Genomic DNA, 19,539 nt, shown 5'->3' with positions numbered 1-19,539 from the left:
ACATTAATCGCAGTTTACCTTTCAAGCGACTACTAATTCATTATGCGTTCGGATAGATTGTATTGAACAGGAAAACCTATATTTCACCCACTAAAACAGATTTAATAAAATGAAAAGTATTGATAGAAATGGAATATTACTGATAGTTGTATTTGTTATAACATCTATTGGTTTTGGTTGTATCCAAAATGGAGGTAAAGCATCCAAACTGACTAAAGAGTCGGATACAAATACCATTGCTGATAGATATACAATGGATGATTTCAAAAGAGTCCGTAAAATAGATGTTCATGCCCATATAAATATTGAGAGTAAAAAAATGATAAACATGGCTCGGGCGAATAATTTTAAGTTACTAAATGTTGCTGTAAGCTTTTCAGGCCGTCAGGCACTGGAAGAACAGTTAAGAGTAAGGATGAAGCATTTTAACGAAAATCCTGAAACCATAGTATTTGGAACTGCTTTTACACTGGAAAATTGGGATGATCCGGATTGGGCAGAGCAAACCATTAAGTGGCTTAAAGCTGATTTTGACAATGGTGCTGTAGCAGTAAAAGTATGGAAAAACATCGGCATGGAAATAAGGGATAAGGGTGGAGATTTGATAGTACTTAGTGATCCTAAACTGGACAAAATATTTCAATTCATTAAGGATCAGGGGATAGTTTTAATGAGTCATGCAGGAGAGCCAAAAAACTGTTGGCTGCCGCTTGACTCTATGACAGTGAAGAATGACTATGATTATTTCAAAGCACATCCAAAATACCACATGTATTTGCACCCGGAGATGCCTTCTTATCAGGATCAGATAAACTATAGGGATGAGATGTTGGCAAAAAACACAGATTTAAAATTTATAGGGGTACATATGGCCAGTTTAGAGTGGAGTGTGGAGGAAGCATCCAGATTTTTAGATCGTTTTCCTAATGCCAGTTTGGACTTGGCTGAGAGGGTAAGTCATACTCAGTATCAGTCTCAAAGAGATAGAAAAAAGGTACGTGATTTCTTTATTAAGTATCAGGACAGGATTATTTATGGTACCGACTTTTCAGAAAGTAAAGAGAATTTGGAAGCGTACATGATGGAAGTATGGATGAATGACTGGAAATATTTCAATACGGAGGAAATGGTAACAGTGCCACAATTGGACAATCCGGTAAAAGGTCTGGCTTTACCAAAGAAAGTGGTGGATAAAATCTATGCATTAAATGCCGAAAATCTATTTCCAATTTTCAAAAGAATCTAAAATAGATAAGCATTTTTTAATCAGAAGTTAAGAGGATATGCTTTCATAAGAGGTTATGCAATTTTTACATAACCTCTTACTGATTCTATAGGTAGATTTATTCCAACCAATCGATCACTTTCTTTAGAATCAATTGATCTTCGATTTCCGAAAGTACACTAAGTTTTTCTGAAACATTTTTTTTAGTATAAACATCAATTGGAAATTTCAAATTGAGTTGTGATTTAGTTTCGTTAGTAAGTGAGCCATCTCCTGAAAATGGATTTATTATTAGCACATTTCGTGGACATAATGTAGCCATCAAATCTGGTAAGTCATATTTTCCGATTGCCCCGGCCACAGTAAAAGGAATGAAATCAGGTTTGTAAAATCGGGTAGCAGCAATATCTGCATAACTTAAAAAGGGTTCAATAAGTCCGATTTTTTTGATACCTGGCTCAAAGACTGCCGCATGTAACAACTCGCTACCAAGAGGTCCAATGGAAAGTGCGGAAATATCATTGTATTGATTGAAGTTGGTTTTTGCAAATTGAACCACTCTGACAATATCTTCGACCCTTAGCCCAACGTTTGATTTTCCAACCAGAAGGGCCGCAAACCATTGATTGTAAGAAATATCTCCTATGTAAGAATCTCCTTTTAAATACCCAGAGCCCATACTTCCTATACCAGGTAGATCAAAGACCAACACGGTATAACCTTCCTTTATAAGTGTATGAACAAAATTGTCTTGATTGACAGCAGTTTCCATTCCTTCGGTATTCAAAACCATCACAATTTTATTTTTTGTGATTTGCGTTGGCTGAAACAAAGCAGCGGGAAGTACATAGTTTCCACTCCCGGGAATGAGGTACTTTTCAAGGGTATAACCGGATTTGACGAAGCGACCGGAAAATGTTGCTTTCCCAAATTGTGTTGGATATTCAAAACCTGAGCATTTGGCTGCATTGGCTGGTATATTCTTTAAGTGAGATTCGACATTTTCTCTCGATTCATTTAACTGTTCTATTTGTGATTGTACTTTGGCAACATTCATTGAAAACACAGATTGCTTTCCCAAAGAGGTGACGAGTTGTCCTGTTGGAGTAACCTGTAATTCTTCCAGTTTGGGTACATTGACCTCTATATCTAAGGAACTGCCTGGGTTCTTCAAATGCTTTTGAAAAAATGCATACATTGCTTCCCGGTTTTTTTTAGTTGATTTGTGCACTGTGTCATCTTCCACCATGGTTAGTTGTTCTGACATTCCCAGAGAGCTATACATTCTTTTTGCTTCGGTATAAGAATCCCTTGTACCCTGTATGCTGAAAAAATCTCGTGTGGTACTTACTATCAATGCAGGTTTTGGTGCTCTTGCTTCAATAAAATCTGCATGGTCTAATCCTTTACTTATCATTTTGTATAGGTTTTGTTCAGCGCATTGTGGGCCTATGGATTTATATAAATGTTCGTAGCTTGTAATATAGCATTCTGGAGCGGTGGCTAAAATACGGTCATCAAGTGCACCTAAATAGGCTGTAATGTTTCCTCCTCCGGATCTACCTGTCATACCAATTCTTTCAGGGTCTGTCTCTTTGCGGCTGAGCATATAATCTATTCCCCTGATGGCATCCCATATAAAATTGCTCGCAGTTGAATAACCTGATATCAGGCATTGAGCTCCTGAGTAGGAGTGTTCATGATCCGGAATTGGAAATTTGGATTCTCCTTTTGTTTTGTCCCAATACTCAAATCGTTCACCCTGCCCCATAGGATCGATCGTAAAGACAACAAAACCTTTTTTCACAAGGTTAACAATTACATGCTGGTAGATTTCGACCCTGAAACCATCCACACTATGCCCGCAGGCGTAAAATATAGCAGGTGCTTTTTTCTTTACACCATTTGGAATATAAATAGCGCCAGTAACATAATAGCCCGGTTTTGATTCGTATAAAACTTTCTCAATTTTATAGCCATCTTTTTTCAGTACACCAGTTACCTGAGCATTCAAGGGAGTTTTTTCCGGAAAAGAACCGACAATGTCCAACAGTTTGTTTTTGACAATAGTTTGTCTTTCAAGCCAGTCGGTTTTTGTTTTCAATTGATTGATTTCTGCTTTTCTGGTATTGAGTTGCTCAAAAGCGATAGAACTAAAATGCTTGTAGAGCGAGTTTTCTATATCGGAATAATACTCCCAGTAGTTAAAAAGCGAAATATCTTCCTGAGCCTTGATGGTGGTGAATGTAAACAGAGTAAATGCACAAACTATAAATATCTTCTTTTTCATAAGAAATGTTTCTTTTTTTGAATGAAATAGAGTCTGACCAAATTGGTCATTACTCAACGAATTGTTTGAATGTGTTAATTGTGGTCAATTGAACCTGAAAGTGGCCGGAAACCAACAATTTGGGTAAAAGGAGCTTTGGAGATGATGACCTTAAGAAACAAAGAAATAGAATCAATGCATCTGTCACTTTGTATTGTAATGTAGCAATTCTAATTAATTTGGATTTAATTTTTCTGAAAAATTCCTGTTAAACGGCATGAATCTAACAAAAGCGAAGGGATGTTGAGGTCATGGATAGGTGTATTTTTGTTTATTCTTTTGTTTCCTTTCGAAAGTAAGTATTACTTTAGATCTTATTAGAAGAAAAATGACCTGTTGAATAGGTGAAATTGGAATAATTTAGTTATTTAGAAAGAATAGCAAACTTTTTCATTGATTTTGAGATTGTTTAAATTCAAAGAATAAGTGATACATTTGATGTGAATATTTTCGATACATATATATAAACCTTACGTATTTGATTTATTTTCTATGTTAGAAAAAGGCCAATAACTAATTATTATTTGAACGAACGGAAATTAAATAGCGAACCTGATTTGGTGAGAAGCCTGAAAAGAAGTGATATTCAGGCTTATGAAAGTCTTTATAAGCTTTATAGTCTGAGATTGTATCATTTTGGGTTGAAATATCTCAAGTCTGAAACCGAAGCAGAGGGCTTGGTACAAGATGTATTTGAAAAAATATGGGCAAAGCGTGAATCTTTAAAAACAGAGCTTTCATTCAAATCATATATTTTTACCATAGCGTTTAATTTCATTAAGAAGTCGTTGATAAAAAGTTCTCAGTTGAGAGATTATCTTCAGAGTGATCAGGTATTCGATGAAGTGGACTTGGCTACAACCAATCAAGTTGACTATCAATCTTTGATAGATTACCTCAATTCATTAATAAAAAAACTGCCTGAAAAGAGGAGAGAGATTTTCATAAAAAGCAGGATGGAAGACTTACCCGTAAAAGAAATAGCCAGACAACTTGATATAAGCCCTAAAACTGTTGAGAATCAATTGACAATAGCCACCAAGTTTATTAAGGCTAACTGGGAACACCACAATTTGTCCACCATTCTATTTCTTGGGCTGTTTGTTTTCAGAAACCTGTAATTTTTTTACTGCTGCAATAGGGGATTTTTCGTCAAACCAGATATTACTAGTTATAACACAAATCACTTAGGGTTTAAAACTAGTAATGGAAGACAAGATTGATAGAAAGAAAATGTCCGATTATGTAGATGGTAAGTTTACATTAGAAGACAAAATTTATATTGAAAATGCTTTTCGTGACGAAAGCAAGCAGGAGCAACTACAGGAAGTTTTAAAGTCTGAATGGCTAAAGGCGTGTAAAGATCAAAATCTTGAAGATAAGGATTTGAGTCATATTTTTTACAAGCTTTATTTTAAGATTACAAACAGACAATTCGAAAAAAGAGGAAGTATGTTACGCTCGCTTTGGAAATCGTATTCCAGAGTAGCAGCAATAATATTACTTCCTTTGGTTTTTATACTTGGTTTTTATACCAAGGTAGAAATGAACCAAATAAACAGGGAGATCTCCTATGCAGAGATCATTGCACCATTGGGCTCCAGAATTAATTTTACTCTGCCTGATGGCAGTAGTGGATGGCTGAATAGTGGTTCATCTCTTAAATACCCTATCATTTTCACAGATACCAGAGATGTAGAACTTGCAGGAGAGGCATTTTTTGATGTTGTGAAAAATAAACACAAACCATTCAATGTAAAAACTTCTGATTTGAATATTTCAGTTCTTGGTACTCAGTTTAATGTAACGGCTTATGGAGGAGATGCAAACTCTGATGTTGTGTTAGAGTCAGGAAAAGTCGTATTGAACCGCAAAGGGAGTGATCAATTTGTAGAAATGAAACCTGATGAGAGGGTTGTTTACAATAGCGATCAAAAAGTATTGAAAAAATCAAAAGTAAACTCTAAGAAATACTCATCCTGGAAGGAAGGAAAGTTGGTATTTAGAAATGATCCAATTGATGAAGTAGTAAAAAGATTGAGTAGATGGTACAATGTGGACATAGAAGTCAATCAGAACCCAAACAGTGATTTTAGGTTAAGAGCGACTTTCGAAAATGAAGAAATAGAAGAAGTAATGAGGCTGCTGAAGTTGACTTTTGATATCGATTATAAATTCGAAGAAAGGACTACAGATAAAAATGGGAAGTTTGAAAAGAGAAAGATTAAATTGAACCTTAAATAAGTATTTATAACCTTTTAAAGAAAGATAGCCTATGGCATAACCTTAACAGCAAAAAGAGCGGGAAAACGTTGGAGCCGTTTTCCCACCTTAAATTTTAGTAGATGAGAATTTTAAGAAAATCAATTACCCACTAAAACATGCAAAATTATGAAAAAAAAACATAATGAGGAGAAGATTGCGCCCCATATTATAACCAAAATTGTCAGAGTTATGAGAATTACTATACTATTGATTACGCTGGGAATTATGAACGTAATGGCCTCTAACTCATACAGCCAAAAGGCTAAAATATCTCTAAACATAACTGATGCCAGCTTAGAGACGGTATTGGATGAGATCGAGAATCAAAGCGAATTTTATTTTCTTTTTAACCAAAAACTAATTGATGCCAATCGTAAGGTTAGATTGAATGCTAAAAATCAGAAAATTGAAAAAGTACTGGAAAAATTATTTGATGGCACTAATGTCAATTATGTGGTTTTTGATCGGCAAATCGTCCTTACCACATCTGATCCGACAGCCGTACCCAGAGAATTAGATTCGAATGCTTCCGGCAGGAATTCGGTATTAAAGAAATCGGGATTACAATTACAGGGCAAATTAAACGATGATAAGGTAATAACTGGTACTGTTACATCTGTAGAAGAGACAGATGGTTTGCCGGGAGTAAATGTTTTGCTGAAAGGTACATCCATTGGAACTATTACGGATATCAATGGTCGGTTTTCTCTTAATGTCCCCGATGAAAATTCTATTTTGGTATTTAGTTCAGTGGGTTTTATCAAACAAGAAATAATAGTCGGCAATAGGGCAACCATTGATATTTCCTTAAAGGCAGACATTACAGCACTAAAGGAAGTAGTCGTTGTAGGCTATGGTACAGTTGAAAAAAAGGATTTAACAGGCGCAGTGGTGTCTTTGGATAAAGAAGACATGACTATGGGGGCTTCAGTTTCTTCTGCTGCTCAAATGCTACAGGGGCGAGCAGCAGGTGTGGAAGTGTCAAGAGGTGATAGCAAGCCGGGAGGAGAATTATCTGTTGTGATTAGGGGCTACAATTCTATATCCAATAGCAATGAACCGTTATATGTGGTTGATGGATTTCCAATGTCAGCCGGTGTTTCTATCAATCCATCTGATATTGAATCTATTGATATTTTGAAAGATGCTTCTGCATCGGCAATATATGGATCCAGAGGTTCTTCAGGAGTGGTATTAATTACTACCAAAAAAGGGAAAAGAGGAGAAGTGCGTGTGAGTTATGATGGTTATGCAGGTGTTCAAAAAATAAATAACACTGTAGAATTCTTAAATTGGAATGATTACTCAACAAACCGCAACCAACTCTATGCAGATGACAACAATGATGGTAATCCATGGTACAATGCAGCAGACTTGGCTATAGGTAATGATACAGATTGGTTGAAAGAAGGCACCCGAAATGCCGGAATCCAAAGTCATACAGTTGGTGCGACCGGCGGTGACGAAACCACTCGTTTTTCATTGTCCTTAAATTCCTTTAGGCAGGAAGGTATTTTGCTTAACACAGATTTTAACCGTACTTCTATCCGGTTGAATGTGGATAGGAAGTTTGGAAAGAATGCCAATGTCGGAATGAATATATATACTGCGAAAATTGATGCATTGGGAGCAAGTAACAGACCAGGTTTTCGAAGCAATTCGGACATGTACCGATTGTTGAGAGCCGAACCAGGAAGAGCGGCTTACAATGATGACGGAACTTTAGGAACTACTGCTTTTTCCAGAGAACAGGGAGGGCCACCTTGGGTTAATCCTATAGGCAGATTGACTGTTCCGGACAGAGATCAAAATCAGTTTAGAACTTACGCCAATATTTGGGCAGATTATAAAATCCTTGATGGCTTAATTGCTAAAATCAGTGTAGGTTTTGATAATACAGCAAATACCAACAGTACATTCGAACCAGCCATATATTCAGCAGGTGGTTCAGAGGCTTACGGTGCTATTTCAGAATCGAAAAATGAAAATTATATAGTGGAAGGAACGGTGAGTTATACACCAGAAATGTCTGAAGGCCATACTTTGAATGTTTTAGCAGGAGCATCAGATCAAAAATTCGGGTATAGAAGTTTCGACGCATCAGGAAACGGGTTTCCAACTGATAAAACTTCCTACAACAACCTTGCTTCCGCATCAGTACAGAATATAGCCAGTTGGAGATCTGAAAATCGAATCATCTCTTTCTTTGGCCGGGCAAATTACAGTTTTCAAGACAAGTATTTGCTTACGGCTACATTAAGAGCAGATGGAGCATCTCAAATGGGAGCTAACAACAAATGGGGTACATTTCCATCAGCTTCTGTAGCTTGGAGGATTTCAGAAGAAGACTTTTTGAATGCTTCTAATTTGATTGATAACCTTAAGCTAAGGGTTGCCTATGGTGTTACTGGAAACAACAGTTTCTCGGCTTATACTGCACTGGCAAGAGTGTCTCCGACTGAGAAACAATATTCTTTTGATGGTTCATCATCAGTATCAGGGCTAGGGCCTGACGGTAGATTTGCCCCTAATCCTGATTTGAAATGGGAGACTTCTAATATGCTAAATATTGGACTTGATTTTGGCCTTTGGGGAAGTAGATTGTTTGGTGCTGTAGAAGCTTATAAGACACAGACCGTTGATATGATCATTGACAAGAGCCTTTCTTCTGCTTCTACCGGATATAGTGTAATCAGAGCTAATATTGGTGAAATGAGTAACAGTGGGATAGAACTTTCGCTTGGAGGTAATATTATTGATGGAGATTTTAAGTGGACTGCTTCCGGTAATTTTTCAAAAAACCAGAATGAAATAGTGAAACTAGATCGTGATGCACCCATTGTTATAAAACTGGCAAGAGAACCAGTATCCGGATATGGCCAGGAGGCCTATAGAGAAATGGTCTCCGGAGGACAAATGGGAGATTTCTTTGGCTATACTTATGCAGGAGTTGTACAAGTTGGTGAAACATATGGGCCGCAACCTCTTTCAAAACCCGGAGAAGCTAAGTACATGGACGTCAATGGAGATGGTGTATTAGATGCTGATGATCGTAGTGTTATTGGCAATGCCACACCTGATTTTACCTGGGGTTTAAATAATAGGTTCGCTTATAAAGGCTTTACATTGAATGTGTTTTTTCAAGGAGTACAAGGCAATGATTTACTTAATTTAAGAGGTGTGATGATTGATGAGCTTAGAAGCGCAAAGGCAGCCGATAGATACACTTCAGCAAACACATCCGGTACCCGGCCTGGAATTGGATATTTCGATGGAAGAAATGGTTATGGTGGTTATGTCAATTCAGAGTTTATCGAGGATGCCTCCTATGTGAGACTTAAAAATGTTTCTTTGTCTTATAGGTTTGATACTAATGCTGTTTCATGGCTAGGCAATGCAGAAGTGTATGTTCAGGCAGAAAACCTAATGACTTTCACTAACTACAGCGGCTTTGATCCTGAAGTGAGTTTTAATTATAGTGGTGTTTCCCAGAGTTCGGGCAGAGGGGTTGATGATAATGGATTTCCCAATTACAAGACTTATACAATCGGTTTAAGACTTGGGTTTTAATTAATTGGTCATAAAAAATACAACTATGAAAAATAAAATAATATTAATATGCACACTAGGATTATTACTGATAAGTATGATATCGTGCGATGATAAACTGGAAGAAAATGTTTATTCTGAACTGTTAGCTTCAAATGGTTATACTACAGTTGAAGATGCAGAATCACTTATAACAAGTGTTTACTCAAGTTTGAAAGGCAATGATTGGGGAACTTACTATGAGATGAGCTTGTTGCAAATTTCGGAATTGCCTACCGATTATGGACAAGATACCTGGTCTGGTGGTTCGGATCCTTATGAAATAGGTACCTGGGGTAATAATGAACAATATACCAATGAAGTATGGGTTGGTGCTTATGCTGTGGTAGCATCTGCAAACTTCGCACTTTCTGTACTGGAAGGTATGAATATAGATGATCAGATCAGGGCGGGTTACATTGCTGAAGCCAAGTTTTTGAGGGCATTGGCTTATTATGACCTGACCTTCAATTTTAAAGATGTCATTTTAAATCTGGGAGAAACTACGGGTGATTTGGCAGTAAGCCCACAAGCTGACATTATTGCTCAGATTATTAAGGATTTGACAGAGGCTGCTCCGGATTTGCCGGGGTACGCTACCAATGGTGTGGGAAGAGCTACCAAGGGAGCTGCATTGGGATTGAGAGCTAAGACCAACTTAAATGCTAAAAACTGGGATACTGCTGCTGCTGATGCAAAAGCAGTAATGGATTTGGGTGAATATGATTTATTTCCGAGTGCTACTGAAATATTTTATGCCTCAAATAAAACAGATAATGAATGGGTGTTTGCCATACACAGCGATGGAAGTGGTGCAGGAGCTGAAACTCAATTGTCGTGGTTTACCTTGGATGGTACTTATCAAAATGGAGGATGGGGCAACTTAGTAGTTACTGATGAGTTTTATAAGACATTTGATACTGATGATACCAGAAGGAACAACATGGCAAATGGTTATCAGGACGGAGGACAGAATGAAACCAGTCCGGGAGTTTTTGAATATCATGTGATTCCCGGGACACCGGAATATACTGCTTTATCCACTGACGCAAGCGTTTCTATATCTGATTTAGATTATGCCCCTATTACGAAACATACAGGTGGTCAGAATAGGTTTGATAGTGATCCGGCTAAATCAGGAGTTAATTATGCCGTTTTAAGGTATGCAGATATTTTACTAATAAGAGCTGAAGCTTTAAATGAAACCAATGATCAGGATGGCGCTATGACTGTTTTAAACATTGTCAGAGACAGAGCAGGTTTGACGGGGTTAAGTGGATTGAATCAGGTGGATTTAAGAGCTGCCATTTTAGAAGAAAGGGCAAAAGAGCTTTTTATGGAAGGGCATAGAAGAGTGGATTTGGTAAGAAGTGGGAAGCACATAGCTCTGTGGAAAGCTGGTTTGGAAGGTAAATATCCCGGAGGGAATTTTAGTAATATTGACGAGTCTAAATCATATTACCCTATCCCTCAAAGTGAGATTGATGCCAATAGTCAACTTACTCCGGACAACAATTGATTTATAAATCAGGACATATCTGTACAATACCTATTTGAAATAAAAGAGAGCCAGATCACTGGTCTGGTTCTCTTTTAACTCTGGATTGATCTTACATACCAGACAATCATGGTTAATAAATGGTTTTATCATTTGGATTATCCTTTTCTTCAGTGTTGAGAAGAAAGCTAATGGGTTACAGGGTAGAACACGCATTTCGAAATATGATTTTTAATAAAACCCGAATGATGAAGTATAGCATAATAACAGAGTGCCAAAGTTTGACTTACTATAGTTTATTATTCTCTATTCTTGCGATTTTTTCCTGTAATCCTATCGAAAAAAAAGAGCGTCTGTTACTGGAACTGACTAATGCTAATGATACAGGTATCAATTTTAGAAATGACATCACCGAAGGACTTAACAATGATGATAACATACTTTCTTACACTAATTTTTACAATGGTGGAGGAGTGGCCGTAGGAGATATCAACAATGATAACTTAATAGATATTTATTTCTCTTCAAATCAAAAAACAGGAAAGTTATTTTTGAATAAAGGAGGCTTTCAATTCAAAGATATTACTATAGGGTCTGGTTTGGATACGCTTTCAGGTTGGAAAACCGGAGTGACCATGACAGATATCAATCAGGATGGCTTGTTGGATATCTACGTTTGCCGGTCTGGTAGAACAAATCCGGAACTCAGAACCAACCTTTTATTTGTAAACAATGGAAACCTGACATTTACCGAAAGAGCCTCAGAATATGGTTTGGATGACAGCAGTACTTCTATTCAGGCCTCATTTTTTGATTACGATCAGGATGGAGATTTGGATATGTACCTGTTAAATCATGCCGTTGACCCTGTGAAAGAGCTGTCTAAAAGAGTTGAAGAATATCAATACAGTAAGGAAATAGGTGATAAAATTTACGAAAATGCAGATGGCCATTTTTCGGAAATTAAAATTGATATAGGAATCAATCAGTCTGAACTTGGTGATGGTCTTGGCGTAGCTGTTGGAGATTTAAACAATGACAACCGTTCCGATATTTATATCTGCAACGATTTTTTAGGTAGAGACTATTTGTACAATAATATTGGTGGAGGTGTTTTCAAAGAAAGTGCATTAGAATCTATGAGTCATATTTCTTATTCGTCTATGGGTGTAGATATGAGTGATATTGACAATGATGGATGGCAAGATATATTCGTTTTGGACATGAGGTCATCTTCCAACTACGGTAGAAAAACGAATATGGCTTCAATGAATCCAAAGGCATTCAACATCATGGTGCAGGTTGGAGGACACTACCAATACATGCGCAACACCCTTCAGCTAAACAATGGAAACGGAACTTTCTCCGATATTGCTCCTATGGCAGGTGTAGCCAGTACAGATTGGAGTTGGGCACCACTTTTTGTGGATTTGGACGATGACGGTTTCAAGGATTTGGTAGTGACCAATGGTATCCGAAAAAACACCAATAACAAGGATTATGACAACTATAGAAAGAACAGGATTGACCTTGAACGTAGAAAACGTAAAGCCGATCTCAGGGCTTTAGTAAAAGAAATACTGAGCAAGATACCTGCTGAAAAGACAGTTAATCTGGTATATAAAAATATGGATGGCTTGAATTTCGAAAAAAAGAATGACGATTGGGGAGTCAATATACCTTCATTTTCGAATGGAGCGGCTTATGCGGATTTGGATAATGATGGGGACATGGAGTTGATTGTCAATAATATAGATGATGTTGCTCATGTGTACCGTAACAATGCCACCGAGCTGACAGAAAACCATTTTCTCAATATAAAATTGAAAGGAAAACCTTCAAATATTGATGGCATTGGAACAAAAATAATGATTCAGTCGGGAGGCCAAAAGCAATTTTTGGAACAACAAGTTTCCAGAGGGTATCAGTCTAGCGTGGATTATACCTTACATTTTGGTGTGGGAAAAGTGATGGCAGTTGACCTGCTGCAAGTTACCTGGCCTGATGGTAAAGCAAGCGAATTGGAAAATGTTGCCGTGGATCAGGTTATCACAATTAAATACAGTGATACCAGAGGTTCAAAAGAAAATGAAGAGAAGAAACCAACTCTTTTTAAGGATGAAACTTTAGCCTGTAAAATCAATCACCGTCATGAAGAAAACTATTATGATGATTTTGAAAAGGAAGTTTTACTCCCGCACAAAATGTCAACTTTTGGCCCGGCACTGGCTGTAGGAGACATCAATAATGATGGTTTGGAAGATTTTTTTATTGGTGGGGCGAAAGATTTTGAAGCGGCTATTTATAGGCAAAACAGCAATTCAACATTCACCAAAACAATACAAAAATCCATTGCTTCGGATTTGGTGCATGAAGATATAGATGCCATCTTTTTTGATGCTGATCAGGATGGAGATGCCGATCTCTATGTGGTAAGTGGTGGGAACGAATTTTCGAATGGGAATGCCTATTATCAGGATAGATTATACCTCAATAATGGCAAAGGTAATTTCACAAAAGCTAATTCCGCTTTACCCATAATAGGAGTCAGTGGGGGAGTCGTGAAAGCCCATGACTATGACAGTGATGGCGATTTGGATTTGTTTGTGGGTACCAGACTTTTGCCAGCTAAATATCCTAAATCATCAGGAAGTTTTTTACTGGAAAACGAAAATGGAAAATTCAAAGATGTTACTAAAAGTCAGGGTAATGATTTGCAATTTTTGGGTATGGTTACCGATGCTGTTTGGTCAGATTATGACGGAGACGGGCAGAAAGATTTGATAGTTGTTGGTGAATGGATGCCGATAACGATCTTTAAGAATGGCAATGGATTGTTGAAAAAAGTAGAAGGAGATTCCATTCTTAATAATAGTAATGGCTGGTGGTTCAGCATTACCGAAGGGGATGTGAACAATGATGGTGCTATGGATTACATCCTTGGCAATCTGGGAGAAAATTATAAGTACAAAACAAAACCGGGTGCACCTTTCAAGTTGTATTCTAAAGATTTTGATAACAATGGATCGCTGGATATTGTGCTTAGCTATTATGAAAATGATAAATTATATCCTCTACGTGGCAAACAGTGTTCTTCTGAACAGATTCCGGATCTCAAAAAGAAATTTAAGGATTACAATTCCTTTGGTTTGGCTACCCTGGCAGATGTATATGGTTCAACATCGTTGGCACAAGCCGATGAATTGACGGCAAACACCTTTTCTAACAGCATTCTGCTCAATACCCAAAATGGGTTTGATTTGATGAAGCTTCCAAAAATGGCTCAGACTTCAGCGGTGTTTGGAATTCTCTATGAAGATTTTGACAGTGACGGTATAAATGACATTGTTGTTGCCGGAAATCTCTACAATTCCGAAGTAGAAACCCCAAGAAATGATGCAGGACAGGGGTTGTTTCTGAAAGGCAATGGTAAAGGAAGTTTTAGTCCTGTAAGAGGTTATGTTTCCGGCTTGAATCTGTCGGGTGATGTGAAAAAACTAAGATTAATTCAATTGGGGCAAGCTGTCGAGAATAAAAAAGGATTATTGACAGGTGTCAATGATGATTTTGTTAAACTAATTACAACCAAATAATCATGCTTAAATTAAGAGTTCTTTGCGATGCAAAGACTATTTTATTATTTGCCTTTTTTGTATTTTCATTCACATTATCGGCACAGCGGTCAGTACCGGAAGTAGCAGTAAAAGTCTATCCCAAAGAGATCAATGATGTACTTAACAATCCCGGAATTGGCTTTACCACGTTTCAAAGATTCAATGGAGATGAACTAAACGAAGGAATAGATTGGACGGAGGGTTTTCCGATTGAATATCAGGAATTCGATGGAGATCTGACCAACCCAAACCATCCACAAACTACTATTGCATACTTTCGTGTCAATTGGCGTTTTTTAGAAGTAGAACCAGAAATTTATAATTGGGATTTGATCGACAAAGCCCTGAGAACGGCAGCAGAAAGGGGGCAAACTCTGATGTTGCGGATATCTCCGTATGAAGGAGAAGAAGAAAAAGACGTGCCTGCTTGGTATAGAAAAATTATCGGGAAGGAGAAAAGCGTTAAATCAGCTAAATGGGAAGTCGATCCTGAAAACCCTGCCTACCTTAAATATTTCGGTGGTATGATAGCTGCATTGGGTCAAAGGTACGATGGGCATCCGGATCTGGAAATGGTGGATGTGTCTTTTGTCGGGCATTGGGGAGAAGGAGATGGTATGCACTTATTGTCAGACCCGACCAGATTGGCACTGATCAATGTTTACCTCGATAATTTCAAAAAAACACATCTCATTTTTCAACCCCTCAATGGGGATGCTCCCGATCCCGGGAAGCTGGTCAATGGTACAAATATAGCTGCCTATTGGCCGGATGGCAGTAATAATGGTCAAGGATCTAATATCCGTCATTTAGGATGGAGGATAGACTGTCTTGGGGATATTAATTTTTGGGAAGCTGGTGGCTGGAGCCACATGAGCGATATTTATCCTCAGGATATTATCAAAAGTGGCATGAGTCAGGCATGGAAGAAAGCACCTGTTATCATGGAGATTTGTGGTACGTTTTTACAGTGGCTGGGCCCTCGCCAATACACTAAAGATACGGTGAAGTATATATTTGAAAAAGCCCTCCAATGGCACATTTCTTCTTTCAATGCCAAAAGTTCCGCTGTACCGGAAGAGTGGAGGCCATTGGTAGATGAATGGCTGAATAAAATGGGGTATAGATATGTGCTCAGGAAGTTTACATTTCCCTCGGTTGTTCGTCCTCATGGGCAATTGGCAGTTACTTCGTGGTGGGAAAATAAAGGGGTAGCACCCATTTACAAAGATTACAAGTTTGTCATACGTCTAAAAAATCAGCGAAAAACTATAATACTACCCACAGATGCCGACATCCGTACCTGGTTTCCGGGAGATATACTGCATGATGAGAAATTGTACATTCCGTATGATATGCCCGAAGGAACTTATGTTATTGAGATTGCTGTAGTTTCCCCTGTCTCCTATGAACCAAGAGTGAAATTGGCCATTGCAGGAGTCAATGATGATGGGTGGTATCCTATGGGCGAGATTAGGGTAAAAAAAATAGATCAGTAGAATTAGCAGCCCGTGCACTTAAATCTATTCAATGAGTGCTGGTTGAATTTCTGATCATTTAAAAACTAACTATATAATAATTAGAATAAAATGGCTTTAGAATACAATCTATATACTCGTCAAACGATATTTATCCTTGGGCTTTTTCTTCTTTGCTCTTTACAGAGTTTAGCACAAACCAAAGGAGCATTGGTAGAAACTCCTGTAAATGATGCAGAATTTGAAAGGATTAAAGAATACTATTCTTATGATACTTCTATGCCTTCTGACCCTGTTTTTTATGGAGAATGGCCATCTAGAAATCCTCATACATTGTATAAAATTTCTTATCGTAGTGCCCGTGAACAAAGAGTGCCGGCATATCTGGCAATACCCAAAGAGAGGAAAAGTGAAAAACAACCAGTAATAGTATTGATGCATGGTTGGAATTTATTCTGGGGAAAAAATGAAGATTGGGTGTTGGAGTTGATTCCTTTATTGACAGCACAGGGTTATGCGGTATTGGCTCCTGATCATTTTCTTTTTGGAGAACGAAAGGTCGAGGGAGGTTTTGACGAAGGTACAAACTGGAGTCCTTATTACTACAGGGATTGGATGGTTCAGTCCGTGGTTGACCTTCGTAGAGGAATTGACTATTTACTTACTCGTCCTGATATTGATCCAGATAGAATTGCTGTAATGGGTGCAAGTATGGGCGGTTGGATAGGTTCGATACTTGTAGGTGTTGAACCAAGAATTAAAACTTCTATTCTTACCGTACCGGCAACTGAAGAAATTACAGATCAAACACCTCCAGCAAGGGTTGTCAATACAAGCAATTTTGTTACCAGATACGGTGATTTTTCTATGCTAATGGTTATAGCTAAAAAAGACAGCCCAAAAAGAAATGCCAGGGCAAAACAGTTGTTTGAAATGATTACAATAAAGAAAAAATGGATTGAGTATGACCAATCGCATTACCTGAATCCGGAGATATACATACAAGATCTTCTTGTTTGGCTGGAGCAGGAGCTATAAATAAAAAAATCACATCAGGGCTTTAAGTAGCACATTTCATAAGAAGATTTCCTTGAAAAAAAACTGTCATTTAATATGAAAAGAACATCATCAATTTACAGCAGCATCTATTGCCTTTTTTTGTTTTCTATTTTGTTTGCCATCCAAGGTTGCGAACAAAAACGGGATCAAATTATTGTTGAGGAATCACAACAATGGAAAAAAACAGGCCCGGGAGGAGGAGGTTCTACTTTCATTCCTACTTTTTCATATTCCAGTACAGATGATTTTATGATTCGGTGCGACATGACTGGGGCGTATATTACCAACAATGGAGGGATGTCTTACGCACAAGTTAATTTCCCAAATGGGTCTTCATCATTTGCTTACCATCCGTCAGACTCAGCCATTCTATTCATTGGTTCGGCAACACTCAACAGGTCAAAAGATGGAGGGAAGTCATGGCAAACGATTTTTCCCAAGGAAAGTGAGATCATAAAAGGAGTTTTTAGAGGAGACCATGCCAACTACAGCTTAGACACCAAAGACAATTCTATTTATCCTGATTCCAATAATTCAAATCAGGTCAAGAACATTCGAATTGATGCCAATGACCCTAATAAAATTTACTTTAGCATTGATCAGAATTTCTTTTATTCTGTAAATGGTGGGGAGGATTGGAGTAAATTAATGTTGGATAGTCAAATCGAATTTATATACACCAATCGCTCTACTCTGGCAGATAAGGTATATGTCTTCACATCCAATGGTGTATATATTTTGGATAAAGAAAATTGGGCATACACTTTAATAAAATTGCCTGAGCTGATGCAGTCTGCTTTTTCATTTACTGGTGGCAACATTAAAGGTGAGCAAAGCACAATATTTTATGCATTGCACAATGATGAACCACTTAGAGGCAGTGGTATTGAGGCTCCAACTACTCTTTGGTATTCCAGAGATTTGGGCAATAGTTGGCAGCAATCTATGGATTCAACTTTAAATAATTTTCAAGGCACAACACCTACCTATTCTAGTTTGGCGGCATCAGAAAATGATGCTGCCAATATTTATGTGATTGCCAGTAGTTATGTTGAGAAAAAGGAAAATGGTACTAGCAATTGGTATGGAGCACTTAAATCTTCGGATAAAGGAAATTCATGGAAATGGGTATGGAAAGGTGGAGGAGGATCAGGACAATATGCTGTCAAAGATGGTCAGGATGCTCCAAACCTGATAGATACCTGGGTGCAAGAAGCATTTGGAGGGGAGTACATTCGTCTCATAGACGTGGGAGTAGCTCCAAATGATTCTGATGTCGCCATTGTTACTGATTGGTACCGCACCATGAAAACCACAGATGGAGGAAAAACCTGGCGTGAAGTTTACAGCAAGCAAGAGGCTGACGGAAGCTATATCAGCCGTGGGTTAGATGTCACTACTACATACGGAGTGCACTTCGATCCTTTTGACAAAGAACATATTGCCATCAGCTATACAGACATAGGATACCACCATTCATACAATGGTGGGAAAAGTTGGATCCGGTCAACTGCTGGGATTCCTTCCAATTGGCATAATACCTGCTATTGGATGGTTTTTGACCCCAAAATCAAAGGTAAAATGTGGTCTGTGTGGTCTGGGCTGCATGATTTTCCAAGAGGAAAAATGACCCGAAATCCGAAATGGAAAGAACGTGGAAGAGGTGGTGTGGCTGTATCTGTTGATGGGGGTAAGTCCTGGACTCCTACAGTTGAAGGAATGGGCTTTGATTCTCCCTCAACTTCCATAGTGCTGGATGAGAATTCACCGGTAGAGAATAGGGCATTATATGTAACAGCCTATGGGAAAGGAGTATTCAAATCTACTGATGGAGGTCAGTCTTGGAAGCTGCGGAATAATGGGATAATGGGAAGTCTGGCAGCCTTTGAAATCACTATTCTGCCAAATGGTACTATATATTTAATTACAAGTGCAACACCACAACATAAAAATGGACAGTCAGGTCGGGAAGTTTTCATGGGAGCGGTTTACAGATCTACGGATGGAGCTGATTCCTGGCAAAAACTTAATGTTGGTGAAAAAGTGCAATTCCCAAACGGACTGGCATTTGATCCTCAAAACCCGGATAGGCTCTACCTAGGCTCCTGGGCAGATATATACCTGAGTGATTTGGTTGGTAGCAGTGTAGCAAAAAGAGACGGAGGGACAAATGAATTGTTTGATTTGGATGGTGGTATAATGATGTCTGAAGACGGAGGAGATACCTGGGCTTCTATTTTTGATAAAGACGAATATGTATATGATGTTACAGTGGATGCCAATCATCCGGGTCGTGTCTATTGCAATACGTTTAGTCAAGGGGCATATCGGAGTGATGACTATGGCAAAACCTGGAATAAACTAAAGGGATATGATTTTCATTGGGGTCATCGGGTTGTTCCGGATGACAATGATATCGAAAAAGTTTACCTCACCACTTTTGGTTCTAGCGTATGGCATGGCAAACCCGAAATCCTATAGTT

General features: G+C 38.1%; 10 protein-coding genes. 9 read left to right on the top strand and 1 reads right to left on the bottom strand.

The features are described 5' to 3' along the window. Window positions 1–109 precede the first annotated feature (109 nt). A complete protein-coding gene (locus AAOP42_RS13025) occupies window positions 110–1,246 on the top strand; it encodes an amidohydrolase family protein (protein WP_349528964.1) in 1,137 nt (378 codons plus the stop codon). Window positions 1,247–1,343: 97 nt separating this feature from the next. On the opposite strand, the gene AAOP42_RS13020 is transcribed toward AAOP42_RS13025, so the two are convergent. Next, the gene (locus tag AAOP42_RS13020) at window positions 1,344–3,515 is read right to left on the bottom strand and encodes an alpha/beta hydrolase family protein (protein ID WP_349528963.1); all 2,172 of its coding nucleotides are present in this window, start codon (window positions 3,513–3,515) and stop codon (window positions 1,344–1,346) included. A 563-nt stretch (window positions 3,516–4,078) separates the two neighbouring features. Here AAOP42_RS13020 and AAOP42_RS13015 point away from each other — a divergent pair. The 8 genes from AAOP42_RS13015 to AAOP42_RS12980 all read left to right on the top strand — a co-directional run bounded on the left by AAOP42_RS13015 (window position 4,079) and on the right by AAOP42_RS12980 (window position 19,537). Beyond that, complete coding sequence (locus AAOP42_RS13015; protein WP_349528962.1) at window positions 4,079–4,675, top strand: RNA polymerase sigma-70 factor; 597 nt, start codon at window positions 4,079–4,081, stop codon at window positions 4,673–4,675. A gap of 85 nt (window positions 4,676–4,760) precedes the next feature. Further along, a complete protein-coding gene (locus AAOP42_RS13010) occupies window positions 4,761–5,798 on the top strand; it encodes a FecR family protein (protein ID WP_349528961.1) in 1,038 nt (345 codons plus the stop codon). Window positions 5,799–5,945: 147 nt separating this feature from the next. Further along, entirely contained in the window at window positions 5,946–9,389 is a 3,444-nt protein-coding gene (locus AAOP42_RS13005; RefSeq protein ID WP_349528960.1) for a TonB-dependent receptor, read from the top strand. Window positions 9,390–9,414: 25 nt separating this feature from the next. After that, the gene (locus AAOP42_RS13000; protein ID WP_349528959.1) at window positions 9,415–10,926 is read left to right on the top strand and encodes a RagB/SusD family nutrient uptake outer membrane protein; all 1,512 of its coding nucleotides are present in this window, start codon (window positions 9,415–9,417) and stop codon (window positions 10,924–10,926) included. Window positions 10,927–11,045: 119 nt separating this feature from the next. Next, the gene (locus AAOP42_RS12995) at window positions 11,046–14,498 is read left to right on the top strand and encodes a VCBS repeat-containing protein (RefSeq protein WP_349528958.1); all 3,453 of its coding nucleotides are present in this window, start codon (window positions 11,046–11,048) and stop codon (window positions 14,496–14,498) included. A 2-nt stretch (window positions 14,499–14,500) separates the two neighbouring features. Next, window positions 14,501–16,018 (top strand): DUF4832 domain-containing protein, encoded by a 1,518-nt coding sequence (locus AAOP42_RS12990; protein ID WP_349528957.1) that lies wholly within the window; start codon window positions 14,501–14,503, stop codon window positions 16,016–16,018. 90 nt (window positions 16,019–16,108) lie between these two features. After that, the gene (locus AAOP42_RS12985) at window positions 16,109–17,035 is read left to right on the top strand and encodes a dienelactone hydrolase family protein (RefSeq protein ID WP_349528956.1); all 927 of its coding nucleotides are present in this window, start codon (window positions 16,109–16,111) and stop codon (window positions 17,033–17,035) included. 75 nt (window positions 17,036–17,110) lie between these two features. Then, window positions 17,111–19,537 (top strand): hypothetical protein, encoded by a 2,427-nt coding sequence (locus tag AAOP42_RS12980; RefSeq protein WP_349528955.1) that lies wholly within the window; start codon window positions 17,111–17,113, stop codon window positions 19,535–19,537. Window positions 19,538–19,539: the final 2 nt, after the last annotated feature.

It is taken from the genome of Reichenbachiella sp. MALMAid0571 (assembly GCF_040151475.1).
Classification (GTDB): Bacteria; Bacteroidota; Bacteroidia; order Cytophagales; family Cyclobacteriaceae; genus CAXBNB01.
Note: the sequence above shows the minus strand (reverse complement) of the source record. Positions and strands in the feature narration are given on the sequence as shown.